Genomic DNA, 15632 nt, shown 5'->3' on the forward strand with positions numbered 1-15632 from the left:
GGGCCGGGCGGTTAACATCGTTCCTTTTTCCGCACGTTGAGTCCCGCCATGTCCGCACGCACTGAAACCCACGCTTTCGTCGGCGCCGCCGGCCGTATCGATTGCGCCATCGACTGGCCCGCCGACGCGCCGCGCGGCTGGGCGCTGGTGCTGCATCCGCATCCGCTGCAGGGCGGCGCACGCGAGAACAAGGTGGTCACGACCTTGTCGCGCGCCTGCGTGCAGCACGGCCTGGTGGCGGTGCGTCCCAACTTCCGCGGTGTCGGCCACTCCGAAGGCGTGTTCGACAAATCCGTCGGCGAAACCGAAGACATGCTGGCCGTCGTGGCGCAGATGCGCGAGCTGCACCCCGAGCTGGCGCAGGCGCCGTGGGTGCTGGCGGGATTCTCGTTTGGCACGGCGGTCGCCGCGCAGACCTACGCCGCGCTGGCCGAACAGGGCGACGCCGTCCTGCCGTCGGCGCTGATGCTGATGGGGCCGGCGGTCAACCGCTTCCAATCGCACGAAGTGCAGGTGCCCGACGACACGCTGATGGTGCATGGCGAAGAAGACGAGGTGGTGCCGTTGTCCGAAGCCATGGACTGGGCGCGGCCGCGCTCGATTCCGGTCGTGGTGGTGCCGGGCGCCTCGCATTTTTTCCACGGCAAGCTGCTCGTGCTGCGTCAGCTGGTGCAGGCCCGCCTGAAGGTCGCGCTGGACTGAAACGGGCCTTGCCGCCGCGGCAGGTTGCATCAGGTTGCATGTTTTAGGCGCGCAGGGAACCCTGCGCGGCCGGGATGGGTCTGATCGACTGCCTATAATTGTCAGCCACTTGCCCCGCGCCGGCGGGCGTCATTCCTGGACCCACGTTGCCGATGAAGAAATTGCCTCACTCCGCTCAATCCCCCGTTGTCTTTACCCGCCGCCTGATCTCGGGCGCCGTGTTGTCAGCGATGCTGGCGGCCTCACTGCCGGCGTGGGCGCAGCAGGCGCCAGCCGCACCCGCCGCCGCGCCGGCCGCGACGGCCCCGGCGCCGTCGCCCTCGGGTGCAGTGCCTGTTGGCGACGTGTCGGCCGTCCCGGCTCCCACCATCGCGGCCAAGGCCTGGATCGTCATCGATGTGAATAGCGGCCAGACGCTGGCCGCATCCAACCCGGACATGAAGGTCGAGCCGGCCTCGCTCACCAAGATCATGACGGCCTACGTCGTGTTCAACGCGCTGGACGAAAAGCGCCTGACGCTGGAGCAGACCGTGCCGGTGTCCGAGCACGCGTGGCGCACGGGCGGCTCGCGCATGTTCATCGAGCCGCGCAAGCCGGTCACGGTGGACGAACTGAACCAGGGCATGATCGTGCAATCGGGCAACGACGCCTCCGTGGCGCTGGCCGAAGCCGTGGGCGGCAGCGAATCCGCCTTTGCCGCGCTGATGAACCAGGAGGCCGAGCGCCTGGGCATGAAGAACACGCACTTCATGAACGCCACGGGCCTGCCCGATCCCCAGCACGTGACGTCCACGCGCGATCTGGCCACGCTGTCCGCGCACCTCATCACGGATCACCCGGACTTCTTCCACTACTACAAGCAGAAGAGCTACACCTACAACAAGATCACGCAGCCCAACCGCAATCGCCTGTTGTGGGCCGACCCCTCTGTCGATGGCATGAAGACCGGCCATACCGACTCGGCCGGCTACTGCCTGGTCTCCACGGCCATGCGCGGCGACCGCCGCATCCTGGTGGTCGTGGTGGGCACCGACAGCGAAGCCACCCGCGCCGAAGAAAGCCTGAAGCTCCTGAACTGGAGCTTCCAGAACTTCGACACGGTCAAGCTGTTCGACAAGAGCCAGCCCGGCATCGACGCCCGCGTCTGGGAAGGCACTGCCGAAAACGTCAAGCTGGGTCCGCCCAATCCGGTGTCGATCGCCGTGCCGCGCGGCAAGGCCGGCGACTTGAAGCCGGTTGCCCAGCGCACCGATCCGCTGATCGCGCCGCTGGCCAAGGGTCAGCAGGTCGGCACGCTGCAGTTCACGCTGGACGGCAAGGTGCTGCGCACCGAACCGCTGGTGGTGCAGGACGCCGTCGAGCGCGCCGGGTTCTTTGGCCGCATGGTCGACACCGTCAAGCGCTGGTTCCAGTAAATCGGCGCACCGCGGCTGGGGCCGCGGGTGTAAGCTAGCAGCGGGCGTTTCGTGCGCGAAACGCCCGTTTTGCATTCTTCGGGGGCGGGCCGCGCGGCTCGTCCCTGTTCCATTTCAAATTCAGGAGTGCCTCATGATTCCGGGCGTGCCGGGCGAAAGCCAGGTGTATCTCAACGGTGAATTCCTGCGCATGGACGAGGCCAAGGTCTCCGTCCTGGACCGCGGCTTCATTTTCGGCGACGGCATTTACGAAGTCGTCCCCGTGTACCAGGGCAATGCGTTCCGCATGGCCGAACACCTTGACCGTCTTGACCGCAGCCTGGCCGCCTTGCGCATCGCGCAGCCGTTCGACCGCAGCGGGTGGATCAATCTGATCGAGCAGTTGCTGGACCGCTCCAACCTGGACACCTGCATCGTCTATCTGCAAGTGACGCGCGGCGTGGCCAAGCGCGACCATCCGTTCCCGTCGCCGGCCGTCACCCCCACGGTGTTCGGCATGATCGCGGCCTGGTCGCCGCCGACGGCCGCGCAACGCGCACAGGGCCTGTCCGCCATCAGCATCCCCGACGAACGCTGGCTGCACTGCGAGATCAAGTCCGTGTCCCTGTTGGGCAACGTGCTGGCCAAGCAGCAGGCCGTGGATGCGCAGGTGGACGAAGTCCTGCAGTTCCGCGACGGCTACCTGACCGAAGGCGCGTCCACCAATATCTGGGTCGTGTCCGGCGGAAAGCTGCTGGCCCCGCCCAAGAACAACCTGATCCTAGAAGGCATCCGCTACGGCCTGATGGGTGAACTGGCCGCCGAGGCCGGCATCCCGTTCGAGTCCCGCCGGATCTCGCAAGCCGAGGTGGAGCAGGCCGACGAGCTGATGCTGTCGTCCGCCACCAAGGAAGTGCTGGCCATCGTTTCGCTGGACGGAAAACCGGTCGGATCGGGCAAGCCCGGCCCTGTTTTTGAGCAATTGCGTGCGGGTTATGATGCCCGCATCGCCGCGCTGTAGTCCCGGCGCGGGGCGGCCCGCTTGCGATACCTGCGGGTCGGCCGCCCGCCCCGGCGGCGCCCGCCGGCACTTGCCGGCGCGCCGCTTGCCCCCATATAAGAATATTCAGGGGCAACTCTTTTTAGGCACATCATGCACATTCCGCCCGAAGATTCGTTGATCGAATATCCCAGCGACTTTCCCATCAAGGTCATGGGCAAGCACCATCCCGACTTTGCGCAGACGCTGACCGAGGTCGTATTGCAGTTCGATCCGGCATTCGACGCCGCGACCGTCGAAATGCGCCCCAGCAAGGGCGGCAACTATCTTGGCCTGACCTTCACCGTGCGCGCGACCTCGCGCGAGCAGCTCGACGCGCTGTACCGGGCGCTGCATGGCCATCCCATGGTGTCCATCGTCCTGTAAGGCAAGACCGCTGTGATCAAGTGGCTCGCGCGGCCGGTGGACTACCAGCCGGTCTGGCAGGACATGCAGGCGTACACCAGTCAGCGCGACGCCGGCACGCCAGATGAAATCTGGCTGTGCGAGCACACGCCGGTCTACACGCTGGGCCAGGCGGGCCGGCCGGAGCACGTGCTCAACCCCGGCAACATTCCCATAGTGCATTGCGACCGCGGCGGTCAGGTGACCTATCACGGCCCCGGGCAGGTCATGGCCTACGCGCTCTTTGACCTGCGCCGCGCCGACATGTACGTGAAGGAATACGTGTCGCTGCTGGAGTCCGCCGTCATCGACACGCTCGCGCAATTTGGCGTGGCCGGGGCCTGTCGCAAGCCCGGCGCGCCGGGCGTCTACGTGCCCCATCCCGCCGGCGGCGAGCTGGCCAAGATCGCCGCGCTGGGCATCAAGATCCGCAACGGGCGGGCCTATCACGGCGTCTCGCTCAACGTCGACATGGATCTGGCGCCCTTCCTGGGCATCAATCCGTGCGGCTACGAAGGCTTGCGCACCGTCGATATGGCGGCCTGTGGCGTGCGGCGCTCTCCCACCGAAGCGGGCGATGCGCTGGCGCAGAATCTGGCGTACGCCTGGAATTGCCGAAGGAACGCATTGTGAAGACCTATACGGCCGCCGAGGTCGCCGCGACCACGCCCGAACAGCTGGCGCGCCTGCGAGAAACCGGGCCGGCCGAAGACTACGCCGCCTGGATCCGCGCGGCAGCCGAATTGGGGCTGACCGAGGCGCAGACGATCTACGGGCAGATGCTGCTGGACGGCGTGGGCGTCGAACGCCAACCCGCCGAGGGACTGTCGTGGTTCAAGCGCGCGGCGCACGCCGATCACCCCATGGCCATCAACATGGTGGGGCGCTGCTATGAAAACGGCTGGGGTGTGGCGGCCGACGATACGGTCGCGGCCTACTGGTTCCGGCGTGCGGCGGACGCGGGCCTGGATTGGGGCATGTACAACTACGCGCACATGCTGCGCACGGGCCGCGGCGGCGTCACGCAGAATCAGGCCGCGGCGCTGGCGCTGTACCAGCAGGCTGCTCAAGCCGGCCACGTGAAGTCGATTGGCGTGGTGGGCCGCTATCACGAAGCGGGCGATGTAGTCCCGCAAGACCTGGAACGCGCGTTCGACTGCTATCGGCGCTGCGCCGAGGGCGGCGATTTCCGGGGCATGTTCCACCTGGGCCGCATGCTGCTGTTGCAGGGCCGCAAGGAAGACGCCGTCGCGTGGCTCGTGCGCGTGCCCGAAACCGCCACGCAGGCGTTCCTGAAGGAAGCGAACGGCATGCTGCAGGACTGCGGCTTTCCTGCCCTGTACGAGGTCGCGGACTGACGCGGATCAGGTGCTGAGCCGCAGGTCCAGCGCCACATCGATCATGTCGCGCTGGCCCGCGCCGCGTTCGCCTTCCAGCCGGTCCAACAGCAGCTGACCGGCCCGCCGGCCCAGTTCGGCGGCGTCCACGCCCAGCGTGGTCAGGCCCTGCACCCACTGCACGGCGCTGCCGTCATCCGAAAACCCCAGCACGGCCAGATCCTGCGGCACCTGCAGGTCGCGGTTGTGCGCTTCCGACACGGCGGCGGCCGCCAGCAGGTCGGACGTGCAGAACACCGCATCGAAGATCGTGTTGGTGGCCAGCAAGCGCAGAAAAGCCATGCGGCCGTCGTTCATGTGCTGGACCTCGGGCTGCACGATGTCGGCGACCCGTTCCAGGCCCAGCGCGGCGGCGCTGCCGACGAAGCCTTCGCGCCGGGCGCGCTCCCAGGGCGTGTCGGCGCTGATGCAGGCGACGCGCAAGTGGCGCTTTTCGGCCAGGTGCCGCGCCGCGATGCGGCCGGCCTCGGCGTTGTCGATCGCCACGGCGCTGTCCAGCATCTGGGGCGAAAGGCTCCAGGTCTCGACGACCGGAATCTCCAGCGCGGCGAGCGTGGCGCGCAGCGCGGCGTTGTCCAGGGGACCGACGACGAGGGCGGCCGCTGGCCGCAGCGCTTCCAGCAGCGGCAGCGCCGCGGCGTCGTGCCAGGGCGCCGCCGCCAGGTAGTAGCCGGCGGGGGCCAGCCGCTCGCTGCACGCCTGGAGGGCGCGGGCGGTCGGGCCGGCATCCAGACGGGCGGCAATCACGGCAATCGGGGCGGGCGAGGGCAGGCAGGGCATGGCAAAAGACAGGAAATGCGTCAGGCCAGACGATAACCCAGGGCTGGGCATCGCCGGGGCGCGGGACGTTCCCGCGGCGGATCGGGCCGTGAGGGGTAAAATGCCTGTTTTCTCCCAGACCCGGCCGTCTTTGCGCGCCGGTCACGAAGGTGTCCCATGTCCACGCTCGCCGAGTCTCCTGTGCCCTCGAACGAATCCGCCGCCGCGCCTGCCGAGGCGGTCTACGATCCGACGCAAAAGCAGAAATCGCAGGCCAAGACGGCGCGCATTCCCATCAAGATCATTCCGGCCGAGCGCCTGAAGAAGCCCGAATGGATCCGCGTGAAGGCCGCCGCGCCCGGTTCGCGCTTCTACGACATCAAGCGCATCCTGCGCGAGCACAACCTGCACACGGTCTGTGAAGAGGCCTCGTGCCCCAACATCGGCGAATGCTTCGGCAAGGGCACCGCCACCTTCATGATCATGGGCGACAAGTGCACGCGCCGCTGCCCGTTCTGTGATGTGGGCCACGGCCGGCCCGATCCGCTGGACACCAAGGAACCCGAAAACCTGGCGCGCACCATCGCCGCCATGAAGCTGTCGTACGTGGTGATCACCTCGGTCGACCGCGACGACCTGCGCGATGGAGGCGCGGGCCACTTCGTGGACTGCATCACGCATATCCGCGAACTGTCGCCCACCACCCGCATCGAGGTGCTGGTGCCCGACTTCCGCGGCCGCCTGGACCGCGCGCTGACCATCCTGAACGCCGGTCCTCCGGACGTCATGAACCACAACCTGGAAACCGTGCCGCGTCTGTACAAGCAGGCGCGTCCGGGCTCGGACTACATGCACTCGCTGAAGTTGCTGGCCGAGTTCAAGAAGCTGCATCCCGAAGTGCCCACCAAATCGGGCCTGATGCTGGGCCTGGGCGAGACCGACGAGGAAATCCTGCAGGTGATGCGCGACATGCGCGAGCACAACGTGGACATGATCACGATCGGCCAGTACCTGCAGCCGTCCGAACACCACCTGCCGGTGCTGCGCTATGTGCACCCCGATACGTTCGCGATGTTCGAGCGCGAAGCGTACGCGATGGGGTTCTCGCATGCGGCGGTTGGCGCGATGGTGCGGTCTTCGTACCACGCCGACGAGCAGGCGCACGCGGCTGGCGTGAACTGATCGTCTGATCGGTCTGGGCGTAGCCTTGCGTGGCCGCGCCCGCTACGCCTGCGAAAAAAACTTCTCCACGCCGCAGGCCACGAGCGCATCCAGGCTCTCGTCCACATACGTGGTCCAGTCGGCCGGCGCAAAGCCGGTTGCCAACGCCAAGGCCGTCGTGTCCAGCCGTGAGTTGCGCGGCCGCGCGGCGTCTGCCGCATAGTCCGCCGACGCCACGGCGGCAATCTGCTCAGGTTTCAGCGTCAGATTGATGCCCCGCTTGCGGGCGCCCGCGACAAGGTACTGCGCGTACGCATGCCAGCTTGTGGAGCCGGCGGCCGCGACGTGATAAAGCCCCGACGGCAGCGCCCGCGCCTGATGCAGGGCGATGCAGCGCACCGTGGTTTGCGCGATCAGCGAAGCGGGCGTCGGCGTGCCGTGCTGGTCCGCCACGACATGTAGCGATGCACGCGTGCGGGCCAGGTTCAGGATCGTGCGAAAGAAATTGTGCCCGTGCAGCGAATGGATCCAGCTGCAGCGCAGCACCAGCGCCTGGCAACCGCTTGCCGCAATGGCGCGTTCTCCGGCCAGTTTGGTGGCGCCATACACATTGATGGGATTGGGCGCGTCGGCTTCGGTGTAGGGCCGCGCAAGCGCGCCGTCAAAGACGTAATCCGTGGAGTAGTGAACCAGCAGCGCGCCGCTGGCCGCCGCGTGCCTTGCCAGCGTGGACACGGCCACCGCGTTCACCTGGGCTGCCGCTTCGGGTTCGCGCTCGGCCTGGTCGACCGCGGTCCATGCGGCCGCGTTGACGATGATGTCCGGGCGATGCGCGTGCAGCACCGCGGTAATCGCCCCCTGGTCGCGCATGTCCAGGGCATCCCGGCCCAGCGCCGTCAGATCGCCCGCCGCCGGCAATACGGCCTGCAGCGCACGGCCCAGCTGGCCGTCCTTGCCCAATAACAGGATGCTTGGCATGAGGGCGGGCTCCGGAAGGCGCGAGGACAGGTCAGCGGCGCGCCTGCGCGCCGGCCCAGAAGGTGTCCTGCTGACCAAGATGCCGGTTGACGTAGCGAGCCAGCACGAACATCAGGTCCGAGAGCCGGTTCAGGTATTGCCTGACCGGCGCGTTGACGGCTTCGACGCCCGCCAGCGCCACCACGGCGCGTTCGGCGCGCCGGGCCACCGTGCGGGCCATGTGAGCCAGCGCCGCGGGCCGGGAACCGCCAGGCAGGATGAATTCACGCAGCGGCGGCAGCGCCGCGTTGTAATGCGCCAGGCGCGCATCCAGGTGGGCCACCTGTTCGTCCTTGACCGCCACGTGGCCGGGGATGCACAGCTCCGCGCCCATGTCGAAGAGGTCGTGCTGGATGGTGAGCAGGTCGGCGGCCACGTCCTCGGGCAGGGTTTCGGTCAGCAGCAGGCCGATGACGCTGTTCAGCTCGTCCACGTCGCCCAGGGCGGCGATGCGGGGGGCGTCCTTGGGGATCCGGGATCCGTCCCCCAGTCCAGTGGTGCCATCGTCACCGGTGCGGGTGGCAATGACGGATAAGCGGTTGGCCATGGTGATGTGATTCGGTGTGGTGAGAAGCGTGTAGTGAAAGAGGTAAGCGGCTTGCGTCCGACGGTAAGCGCGCGCACCGTGAACAGGGGCTGTCAGCAAACAACCGTCAGGATTGTTGCGCACTGGCAGCGGAACTGTTGCATTCGCGCAGTATCCTAGCACTGTAAAAAGCGGCAAGGCCGCCTCGGCGTCTTGCCCGCTCGGACCGCATAGGGAGGTTTCATATGGGTTTTAACCGCAAATACACAACGCCCATGGCCGTTGCCACCGCAATGGCCGTCGTCTCGCTGGCCACGCCCCTGGCGTTCGCGCAGCAGGCCGACGCCACGGGCGAGGTGCGGCGCGTGGACGCCGCTGCGGGCAAGGTCACGATCAAGCACGATGCCATCAAGGCGCTGGACCTGCCGGCGATGTCGCTGGTCTATCAGGCCGATCCGGCGTTGCTGGCCAATATCAAGGCGGGCGACAAGGTGCGCTTCACCGCCACGCGCAAGGACGGCAAGTACGTGGTGACGGCGATCTCGAACTGACGCCGGCCTAATGAAAAACCCCGCCGCAATCGCTTGCGGCGGGGKTTTTTGCGCCCGGTTGCGCCGGGGGCGGGATCAGAGCACGTAGCGCGCCAGATCCTGGCTGCTGGCGGCTTCGGCCAGCTGCGCGTTGACGTAGGCGGCGTCGATCCTGACGTGCCTGTCCTGACTGGAGGTCGCATCGAAGGACAGCTCGTCGAGCAGCTTTTCCATCACCGTGTACAGACGGCGGGCGCCGATGTTCTCGGTGGTTTCGTTGACCTCGAAGGCCAGCTCCGCCAGGCGGCGCACGCCTTCGTCGGTGAATTCGAGCTCGACGTCCTCGGTGGCCATCAGCGCCGTGTACTGCTTGGTCAGCGACGCATCCGTGTCGGACAGAATGCGCACGAAGTCTTCGGCCGTGAGCGATTCGAGTTCGACGCGGATCGGGAAACGGCCTTGCAGTTCGGGGATCAGGTCCGACGGGCGCGACAGGTGAAAGGCGCCCGACGCGATGAACAGGATGTGATCGGTGCGGACCATGCCGTAGCGCGTGTTGACGGTGGTGCCTTCAACCAGCGGCAGCAGGTCGCGCTGCACGCCCTGGCGCGAGACATCGGCGCCGCCGGATTCCTGGCGGGCGGCAATCTTGTCGATCTCGTCCAGGAAGACGATGCCGTTCTGCTCGACGTTGGTGATCGCCACGCTGCGCAGGTCTTCTTCGTTGACGCGCTTGGCGGCTTCTTCGTCGACGATAAGCTTGAAGGCTTCGCGCACCTTCATCTTCTTGGGCTTTTTCTTGTCGCGCGCCATGCCCGCGAACATGCCGCGCAGCTGCTCGGCCATTTCTTCCATGCCCGGGGGCGTCATGACGTCCATTTGCGGCACGGTCTGGGCGACTTCGATCTCGATCTCAAGATCGTCGATCAGCCCTTCGCGCAGACGCTTCCTGAAGGTCTGGCGGGCGCTGTTGTCTTCGCCGCGCTGCGGCTCGCCCGAGGCGCCGCGGGGCGGAGGCACCAGCGCGTCCAGGATGCGGTCTTCAGCGGCGTCCTCGGCCTGGGTGCGCACGCGGCGCATTTCCAGCTCGCGGGTCTGCTTGATGGAGTATTCGGTCAGGTCGCGGATGATGGTGTCCACGTCGCGGCCCACGTAGCCGACCTCGGTGAACTTGGTGGCTTCGATCTTGATGAACGGCGCGTTGGCCAGCTTGGCCAGACGGCGCGCGATCTCGGTCTTGCCGACGCCGGTCGGGCCGATCATCAGGATGTTCTTGGGATGGATTTCGTGGCGCAGGGGTTCGGCGACCTGCTGGCGGCGCCAGCGGTTGCGCAGCGCCACGGCGACCGCGCGCTTGGCGCGGTTCTGGCCGACGATGTACTTGTCGAGTTCGGAGACGATCTCTCCGGGCGTCATGTTGGATGCGGACATGAGGGCGGATCCTTGAAGCTAGGGCGGGCTGGGAGGGCGCCGCGGCGCAGGCTGCGCCGCGTGGCGGGCGTCAGTCGCCCAGCGTTTCGATGACGTGGTTCTGGTTGGTGTAGATGCACAGGTCGCCGGCGATCTCGAGCGATTGCTTGATGATCGTCTCGGGCGGCAGGTCGGTGTTGCGCAGCAGCGCGAGGGCGGCCGACTGGGCGTACGCGCCGCCGGAGCCGATGGCGGCCAGGCCGTGCTCGGGTTCCAGGACGTCGCCATTGCCGGTGAGCACCAGCGTGTGCTCGGCGTCAGCCACAATCAGCATGGCTTCCAGACGGCGCAGGACGCGGTCGGTGCGCCAGTCGCGGGTCAGTTCGACCGCGGCGCGCATCAGGTTGCCCTGGTGCTTTTCAAGCTTGGCCTCGAAGCGTTCCTGCAGCGTGAACGCATCGGCGGTGGCGCCGGCAAAGCCAGCGAGGATCTTGTCGTGATAGAGGCGGCGGATCTTGCGGGCAGTGCCCTTGATGACGATGTTGCCCAGGGTGACCTGGCCATCGCCGCCCAGCGCGACGCGGTTGCCGCGGCGCACACACACGATGGTGGTGGCGTGAAATTGTTCCATGCGTTCCTTCCTATGAAAAAGTTAGCTGGGGGCGGTCGCGGGGATATCAAGGTCTGGGGACTCCATGCGCCCCGGGGACGATAAAAAAGGCCATGCGCGGAAACCGGCATGGCCTTTCAGGGGACGGAGCGAATGCGGGACGGGTCAGTCGCCGTACAGCTTTTGACGCATCTCGCGGCGTTCCTGCGCTTCGAGCGACAGGGTGGCCGTGGGTCGGGCGAGCAGGCGAGGGATCCCGATGGGCTCGCCCGTTTCTTCGCACCAGCCGTATTCGCCGCTGTCGATGCGGGCGATGGATTGCTGCACCTTCTTGAGCAGCTTGCGCTCGCGGTCGCGGGTGCGCAGTTCCAGGGCGTGCTCTTCCTCGATGGTGGCGCGGTCGGCGGGATCGGGCACGAATTGCGTTTCACGCAGGTGCTCGGTGGTCTCGCCGGCGTTGGCCAGAATGTCCTGCTCGAGTTGTTTGAGCCGTTCCTTGAAGAACGCCAATTGGCGGTCGTTCATATAGTCGGACTCGGGCATGGCCAGCAATTCCTTCTCGCTGGGCAGATCAATCGCCGTATCGCTCGTCGACTTGCTTGATTTTTTGGTTGCTGCCTTGGTAGCCATGTAAACACTCCACTATGAATCGATCCTGGCGCGGGCGTCCGTCCCGGTCCGTGTTACTTGTTGCCTACGCTATCCGTACCTCACAGTACTGCCTTCGTCGCATCGCGTCACGCAGGAATGGGGATTACCCCGCCAGGCACTGCTCCAAGCCCCGGGTAAAAATCTCCTGGGGCAGCTTTCGTCCGATGAACACCATCTTGGTGGACGGTTTTTCGGCCGCGGTCCACGGCTTGCCGGGTTCGGCGCCCATCATCATGTGCACACCCTGGAACAACATGCGGCGGTTGATGCCCTTCATGTACAGGATGCCCTTGTAGCGCATCAGGTCGGGGCCATAGACCTGCACGACGCCGCCCAGGAATTCCTCAAGGCGCGCGGGATCGAACGGCTTGTTGGAACGGAACACGAACGCGCCGATTTCGTCGTCGTGCTTGGGGTGGTGATGATGGGCATGATTGCAGTGCGCGCCGCATTCGCCGTCGTGGTCATGATCGTGACCGTGGTCATGGCCGTGGCCGTGATCATGGTCGTGATCGTGCCCGTGGGCATGGTCGTGCGCGGCGTCCGGATGCTCATCGGCCAGGAACTCCGGGTCGATGTCCAGAATGGAATTCAGGTTGAAGCCGCTGATGTCGATGATGGACTTGAGGTCGACGTCGCCGAAGTTGACGGCGGTGATCGGCGCGCGCGGGTTCATGTGAACCAGGCGGTGGCGCAGCGCTTCGTAGTCGACTTCGTTGACCAGGTCTTTCTTCGAGATCAGGATGCGGTCGGCGAAACCGACCTGCTTCTGGGCTTCGGGTTGTGCGTCGAGCGTGGCCATGCCGTGCTTGGCATCGACCACCGTGACCACCGCGTCCAGGCGGTAGTACTCGGCGATGTCGTCATCCATGAAAAACGTCTGGCACACGGGGCCGGGGTTGGCCATGCCGGTGGTTTCGAGGATGACGCGTTCGAAATTCAGGTCGCCGGCTTCGCGCTTGGCGCGAAGGTCGGACAGCGTGCGCATCAGGTCGCCGCGCACCGTGCAGCAGACGCACCCGTTGGACAGTTCGATGATTTCTTCGTCGCTGTCCTGCACGAGCAGGTCGTTGTCGATGCTTTCCGGCCCGAATTCGTTTTCGATGACCGCAACGCGGCGGCCATGGAATTCGGTCAGGATGCGTTTGAGCAGGGTGGTCTTGCCCGCACCGAGGAAGCCGGTGAGGATGGTGACGGGAACCATTTTGTCCAAACTGCGCGGGGTATTCATGGCGAAGCTGCTAGCGTGATGTCAGGGGCGTGAAACACGGCGCCTGACGGGGTTTTCAGTCCCTGCCGGAGATGTCTGCCACAGGCTGCGACAGCCGCCGATAGCGGCCGGACGCAGGATTACAGCACAGTCGGGGGCAGGGGGCAAACCCCGGGCCAACCCGGGGGGCCGTGGCCGCCAGATGGCAGCCGTACGCCGTCAAGTATGGGGCGATACCCCTATTTTGGGGCGGTTTGCGGGGTTTCAAGGGCGCATGGATACGCAAGCAGTAACCGGGCTGAAACGTTCCGCCCAGTCGGGCGCATCCAACGGATGAAACGAAAGGGGGAAGATCCCCGTTCAGTGGTGATGGTGGTGGTGACCCGCGTCGGCCGGCTGCGTCTTTTGGCACTGCGGGCACAGGGCGCGGATCTCGGTTTCGTGCGTGGCCAGCGCATAACCCGTCTGGGCGACGCGTTCGGCCAGCTGCCGGCTCATGGCCGGGTCGGAGACTTCGGCGACGGCGCCGCAACCGGTACAGACGACGAGCAGGTCGTGCGGCGCGCCGCCGGCGTCGTGGCAGGCGCTCCAGGCATTGACGGCGTCCAGGCGGTGTATCAGGCCTTCGTCCATCAGGAAGTCCAGCGCACGGTACACCGTGGGTGGCGCGGCGCCGGGGTGAACGGCGCGCATCGCGTCCAGCAGCTCGTAGGCCTTCAGGCTGCGGCCATGGCGCAGCAGGAGTTCAAGGACCTTGCGGCGGATGGGGGTCAGGCGGCGTCCGCGCTGCGCGCACAGCGTTTCGGCGACGCTGAGCTGAGCGCCTACGCTGTCGTTGCGGGGTGGACGGGACGGTGCGGACATGGCGGGCTTTATCTGAATGGAAAGCGCGCGCGCGATGCGCGCGCGAGATGCCTGGAAGGTAGCAGAAAACCCCTGGGTCCGGGAACTGGCAGGCGGGCTAGTCCAGTTCAGTTATGATATAACATAATAAAACCATCGCTGTTCCTTTACGCTGCCGTTTTCCGCTGTTGCCTGCCATGTCCCATTTCACGCTCCTGCCCCCGCGGTCCGGCGCCGCGCCCGGCCGGCGCGCGCCCGCCCGATCCGCATTTCTTGTTTCCGCATGGCGCCGCATGGCGTATGCCGCGGTGGCCGCCGCCGTGCTGTGGGCGCTGACCGGCTGGGCGCTGAACTGGTGGACGCTTGAGGGGTGGCTGCGATGACGGCGGCGCCCATCACCGTCGAGCTGGCCGACGCCTCGTTCGGCTGGCACGGGCGGCCCGCGCTGCGCTCGGTCTCGGGCAGTTTCGCGCCGGGCGGCATGACCGCTGTGGTCGGCCCGAACGGCGCGGGCAAGTCCACGCTCATCAAGGGAATCATGGGCGTTCTGCGCCCGATGACGGGCAGCGTGCGCATCCAGGGCGCCGGGCGGTCGGCGCTGGCGTGGCTGCCGCAGGCGGCGGAACTGGACCGGTCGTTTCCCACCACGGTCCTGGACCTGGTGGCCATGGGCGCCTGGCGACGCGTGGGCGGATGGCGCGGGTTCGGCGGCGAGGAGCTGGATTGCTGCATGCAGGCGCTGGAAACCGTCGGCCTGGCCGATGCCGCGGACCGGGGCGTGGACACGCTGTCGGGCGGGCAGATGCAGCGCGCCCTGTTTGCGCGGATGCTGGTGCAGGACGCGCCGGTGCTGCTATTGGATGAGCCTTTCGCGGCCGTGGACAGCCACACGGCCGAGGACCTGATGGCCCTGCTGTGCGGCCTGCATGGACAGGGCCGCACCGTGATCGCGGTGCTGCACGATCTGGACCTGGTGCGCGATCACTTTCCGGAATGCCTGCTGCTGTCGGGCTCGGTGGTGGCGTGGGGCGACACTGCCGCGACGTTGAGCGAGGCCCACCTGAAGGCGGCCCGGCAGCGGCAGGCGGGAGCCTGGTCATGACGCTTGCACAGTGGCTGGCGTCGCCGTTCCTGGACTACGGCTTCATGCGGCGCGCGCTGGCCGGCGCCTGCGCGCTGTCGCTGGGCGCGGCGCCCTTGGGCGTTTTTCTCGTATTGCGGCGCATGAGCCTGATGGGCGACGCGATGTCGCACGCCATCCTGCCAGGTGTGGCCGCGGGCTTTCTGATGGCGGGCCTGTCGCTGGGCGCGATGATGCTGGGCGGCATCGCCACCGGCCTGGCCGTGGCATTGCTGGCCGGGCTGGTGGCCCGGCTGACGCCGCTGCGCGAAGACGCCAGCTTTGCCGCCTTCTACCTGATCTCGCTCGGGCTCGGCGTGCTGCTGGTGTCGCTGCGCGGCTCCAACATGGACCTGCTGCACGTGCTGTTCGGCACGGTGCTGGGGCTGGACGACGCGGCGCTGCTGCTCGTGACGGCCACGGCCAGCGTGACCTTGCTCGTCCTGGCGGCAATCTACCGGCTGCTGGTCGCCGAATGCCTGGACCCGGGGTTCCTGCGCGCCAGCGGCGGCATGGGCGGCCTTGTGCACATGGGCTTTCTGGTGCTGGTGGTCGTGAACCTGGTGGCGGGCTTTCAGGTGCTGGGCACGCTGATGGTGGTGGGAATCATGATGCTGCCGGCCGCCGCGGCGCGGTTCTGGGTGCGCAGCGCGGCCCGGCAGATTCCGCTGTCGGCGGCGATCGGCGTGGCGTCTTCCGTGGCCGGGCTGCTGGTCTCCTATCACTTCGACGTGCCGGCCTCGCCCGCGATCATCCTGGCGGCCGGCGCCTGCTATCTGTTTTCCATCGTGGGCGGCCCGCAGGGCGGGCTGCTGCGGGCAACGCGCCGCGCGCGACCTGCCTGAGACTTCCTAAGGA

19 protein-coding genes are annotated in these 15632 nt (G+C 66.8%); 11 read left to right on the top strand and 8 right to left on the bottom strand.

Annotated elements, in window-relative coordinates; translation table 11 throughout:
• The first annotated feature begins 48 nt into the window (after positions 1-48).
• The 6 genes from ASD87_RS23610 (at position 49) to ASD87_RS23635 (ending at position 4898) form a co-directional block, all read left to right on the top strand.
• A complete protein-coding gene (locus ASD87_RS23610) occupies positions 49-702 on the top strand; it encodes an alpha/beta hydrolase (protein WP_056327219.1) in 654 nt (217 codons plus the stop codon).
• Between the two features lie 152 nt (positions 703-854).
• Complete coding sequence (locus ASD87_RS23615; RefSeq protein ID WP_142052305.1) at positions 855-2117, top strand: D-alanyl-D-alanine carboxypeptidase family protein; 1263 nt, start codon at positions 855-857, stop codon at positions 2115-2117.
• A gap of 133 nt (positions 2118-2250) precedes the next feature.
• The gene (locus ASD87_RS23620; protein WP_056327224.1) at positions 2251-3117 is read left to right on the top strand and encodes a D-amino acid aminotransferase; all 867 of its coding nucleotides are present in this window, start codon (positions 2251-2253) and stop codon (positions 3115-3117) included.
• Positions 3118-3249: 132 nt separating this feature from the next.
• Positions 3250-3522, top strand: coding sequence for a YbeD family protein (locus tag ASD87_RS23625; protein ID WP_056327226.1), 273 nt, complete (start codon positions 3250-3252; stop codon positions 3520-3522).
• A gap of 12 nt (positions 3523-3534) precedes the next feature.
• Positions 3535-4173: a lipoyl(octanoyl) transferase LipB gene (gene lipB, locus ASD87_RS23630; protein ID WP_056327227.1), complete on the top strand. Its 639-nt coding sequence runs from the start codon at positions 3535-3537 to the stop codon at positions 4171-4173.
• Positions 4170-4898, top strand: a complete 729-nt coding sequence (locus ASD87_RS23635) for a tetratricopeptide repeat protein (protein ID WP_056327229.1) — start codon at positions 4170-4172, stop codon at positions 4896-4898. The genes lipB and ASD87_RS23635 overlap by 4 nt, the downstream gene beginning before the upstream one ends.
• Before the next feature lie 6 nt (positions 4899-4904).
• Here ASD87_RS23635 and ASD87_RS23640 read toward each other — a convergent pair whose 3' ends face one another.
• Positions 4905-5717, bottom strand: a complete 813-nt coding sequence (locus ASD87_RS23640; RefSeq protein WP_056327230.1) for a LacI family DNA-binding transcriptional regulator — start codon at positions 5715-5717, stop codon at positions 4905-4907.
• Positions 5718-5873: 156 nt separating this feature from the next.
• Here ASD87_RS23640 and lipA point away from each other — a divergent pair, with 156 nt between their 5' ends.
• Complete coding sequence (lipA, locus tag ASD87_RS23645; RefSeq protein ID WP_056327233.1) at positions 5874-6878, top strand: lipoyl synthase; 1005 nt, start codon at positions 5874-5876, stop codon at positions 6876-6878.
• Positions 6879-6920: 42 nt separating this feature from the next.
• Here lipA and rfbD read toward each other — a convergent pair whose 3' ends face one another.
• Both rfbD and ASD87_RS23655 read right to left on the bottom strand, forming a co-directional pair.
• The gene (gene rfbD / locus ASD87_RS23650; protein WP_056327235.1) at positions 6921-7835 is read right to left on the bottom strand and encodes a dTDP-4-dehydrorhamnose reductase; all 915 of its coding nucleotides are present in this window, start codon (positions 7833-7835) and stop codon (positions 6921-6923) included.
• A 31-nt stretch (positions 7836-7866) separates the two neighbouring features.
• Positions 7867-8421, bottom strand: coding sequence for a cob(I)yrinic acid a,c-diamide adenosyltransferase (locus tag ASD87_RS23655; protein ID WP_056327237.1), 555 nt, complete (start codon positions 8419-8421; stop codon positions 7867-7869).
• Between the two features lie 224 nt (positions 8422-8645).
• Between ASD87_RS23655 and ASD87_RS23660 the strand changes: the two genes are divergently transcribed.
• A complete protein-coding gene (locus ASD87_RS23660) occupies positions 8646-8951 on the top strand; it encodes a copper-binding protein (protein WP_056327239.1) in 306 nt (101 codons plus the stop codon).
• A gap of 75 nt (positions 8952-9026) precedes the next feature.
• Here the strand turns inward: ASD87_RS23660 and hslU are convergent, their stop codons facing one another.
• The 5 genes from hslU to ASD87_RS23685 form a co-directional block, all read right to left on the bottom strand.
• Positions 9027-10361 (bottom strand): ATP-dependent protease ATPase subunit HslU, encoded by a 1335-nt coding sequence (hslU, locus tag ASD87_RS23665; RefSeq protein WP_056327241.1) that lies wholly within the window; start codon positions 10359-10361, stop codon positions 9027-9029.
• 70 nt (positions 10362-10431) lie between these two features.
• Positions 10432-10971, bottom strand: coding sequence for an ATP-dependent protease subunit HslV (gene hslV / locus ASD87_RS23670; RefSeq protein WP_056327243.1), 540 nt, complete (start codon positions 10969-10971; stop codon positions 10432-10434).
• A 144-nt stretch (positions 10972-11115) separates the two neighbouring features.
• On the bottom strand, positions 11116-11580 hold the full coding sequence (gene dksA, locus ASD87_RS23675) for an RNA polymerase-binding protein DksA (RefSeq protein WP_056327244.1): 465 nt from the start codon (positions 11578-11580) through the stop codon (positions 11116-11118).
• A gap of 124 nt (positions 11581-11704) precedes the next feature.
• Positions 11705-12832, bottom strand: coding sequence for a GTP-binding protein (locus ASD87_RS23680; RefSeq protein ID WP_056327246.1), 1128 nt, complete (start codon positions 12830-12832; stop codon positions 11705-11707).
• Positions 12833-13171: 339 nt separating this feature from the next.
• Positions 13172-13675, bottom strand: a complete 504-nt coding sequence (locus tag ASD87_RS23685; RefSeq protein WP_056327248.1) for a Fur family transcriptional regulator — start codon at positions 13673-13675, stop codon at positions 13172-13174.
• 176 nt (positions 13676-13851) lie between these two features.
• Here ASD87_RS23685 and ASD87_RS23690 point away from each other — a divergent pair, with 176 nt between their 5' ends.
• From ASD87_RS23690 to ASD87_RS23700, 3 genes are read left to right on the top strand one after another with little or no spacing between them, the layout of a single operon-like run.
• Entirely contained in the window at positions 13852-14037 is a 186-nt protein-coding gene (locus ASD87_RS23690) for a hypothetical protein (RefSeq protein WP_056327250.1), read from the top strand.
• The gene (locus ASD87_RS23695; protein ID WP_056327252.1) at positions 14034-14756 is read left to right on the top strand and encodes a metal ABC transporter ATP-binding protein; all 723 of its coding nucleotides are present in this window, start codon (positions 14034-14036) and stop codon (positions 14754-14756) included. The genes ASD87_RS23690 and ASD87_RS23695 overlap by 4 nt, the downstream gene beginning before the upstream one ends.
• Positions 14753-15619 (top strand): metal ABC transporter permease, encoded by an 867-nt coding sequence (locus ASD87_RS23700; RefSeq protein WP_056327254.1) that lies wholly within the window; start codon positions 14753-14755, stop codon positions 15617-15619. The genes ASD87_RS23695 and ASD87_RS23700 overlap by 4 nt, the downstream gene beginning before the upstream one ends.
• The last annotated feature ends 13 nt before the right edge of the window (positions 15620-15632 follow it).

It is taken from the genome of Achromobacter sp. Root170, from assembly GCF_001428165.1.
Taxonomy (GTDB): Bacteria; Pseudomonadota; Gammaproteobacteria; order Burkholderiales; family Burkholderiaceae_B; genus Achromobacter; species Achromobacter mucicolens.

Coding starts and splice junctions, on each gene's coding strand:
- ASD87_RS23610 (WP_056327219.1), top strand. CDS start 49: ATGTCCGCACGCACTGAAACCCACGCTTTCGTCGGCGCCGCCGGCCGT.
- ASD87_RS23615 (WP_142052305.1), top strand. CDS start 855: ATGAAGAAATTGCCTCACTCCGCTCAATCCCCCGTTGTCTTTACCCGC.
- ASD87_RS23620 (WP_056327224.1), top strand. CDS start 2,251: ATGATTCCGGGCGTGCCGGGCGAAAGCCAGGTGTATCTCAACGGTGAA.
- ASD87_RS23625 (WP_056327226.1), top strand. CDS start 3,250: ATGCACATTCCGCCCGAAGATTCGTTGATCGAATATCCCAGCGACTTT.
- ASD87_RS23640 (WP_056327230.1), bottom strand. CDS start 5,717: ATGCCCTGCCTGCCCTCGCCCGCCCCGATTGCCGTGATTGCCGCCCGT.
- lipA (WP_056327233.1), top strand. CDS start 5,874: ATGTCCACGCTCGCCGAGTCTCCTGTGCCCTCGAACGAATCCGCCGCC.
- rfbD (WP_056327235.1), bottom strand. CDS start 7,835: ATGCCAAGCATCCTGTTATTGGGCAAGGACGGCCAGCTGGGCCGTGCG.
- ASD87_RS23655 (WP_056327237.1), bottom strand. CDS start 8,421: ATGGCCAACCGCTTATCCGTCATTGCCACCCGCACCGGTGACGATGGC.
- ASD87_RS23660 (WP_056327239.1), top strand. CDS start 8,646: ATGGGTTTTAACCGCAAATACACAACGCCCATGGCCGTTGCCACCGCA.
- hslU (WP_056327241.1), bottom strand. CDS start 10,361: ATGTCCGCATCCAACATGACGCCCGGAGAGATCGTCTCCGAACTCGAC.
- hslV (WP_056327243.1), bottom strand. CDS start 10,971: ATGGAACAATTTCACGCCACCACCATCGTGTGTGTGCGCCGCGGCAAC.
- dksA (WP_056327244.1), bottom strand. CDS start 11,580: ATGGCTACCAAGGCAGCAACCAAAAAATCAAGCAAGTCGACGAGCGAT.
- ASD87_RS23680 (WP_056327246.1), bottom strand. CDS start 12,832: ATGAATACCCCGCGCAGTTTGGACAAAATGGTTCCCGTCACCATCCTC.
- ASD87_RS23685 (WP_056327248.1), bottom strand. CDS start 13,675: ATGTCCGCACCGTCCCGTCCACCCCGCAACGACAGCGTAGGCGCTCAG.
- ASD87_RS23690 (WP_056327250.1), top strand. CDS start 13,852: ATGTCCCATTTCACGCTCCTGCCCCCGCGGTCCGGCGCCGCGCCCGGC.
- ASD87_RS23695 (WP_056327252.1), top strand. CDS start 14,034: ATGACGGCGGCGCCCATCACCGTCGAGCTGGCCGACGCCTCGTTCGGC.
- ASD87_RS23700 (WP_056327254.1), top strand. CDS start 14,753: ATGACGCTTGCACAGTGGCTGGCGTCGCCGTTCCTGGACTACGGCTTC.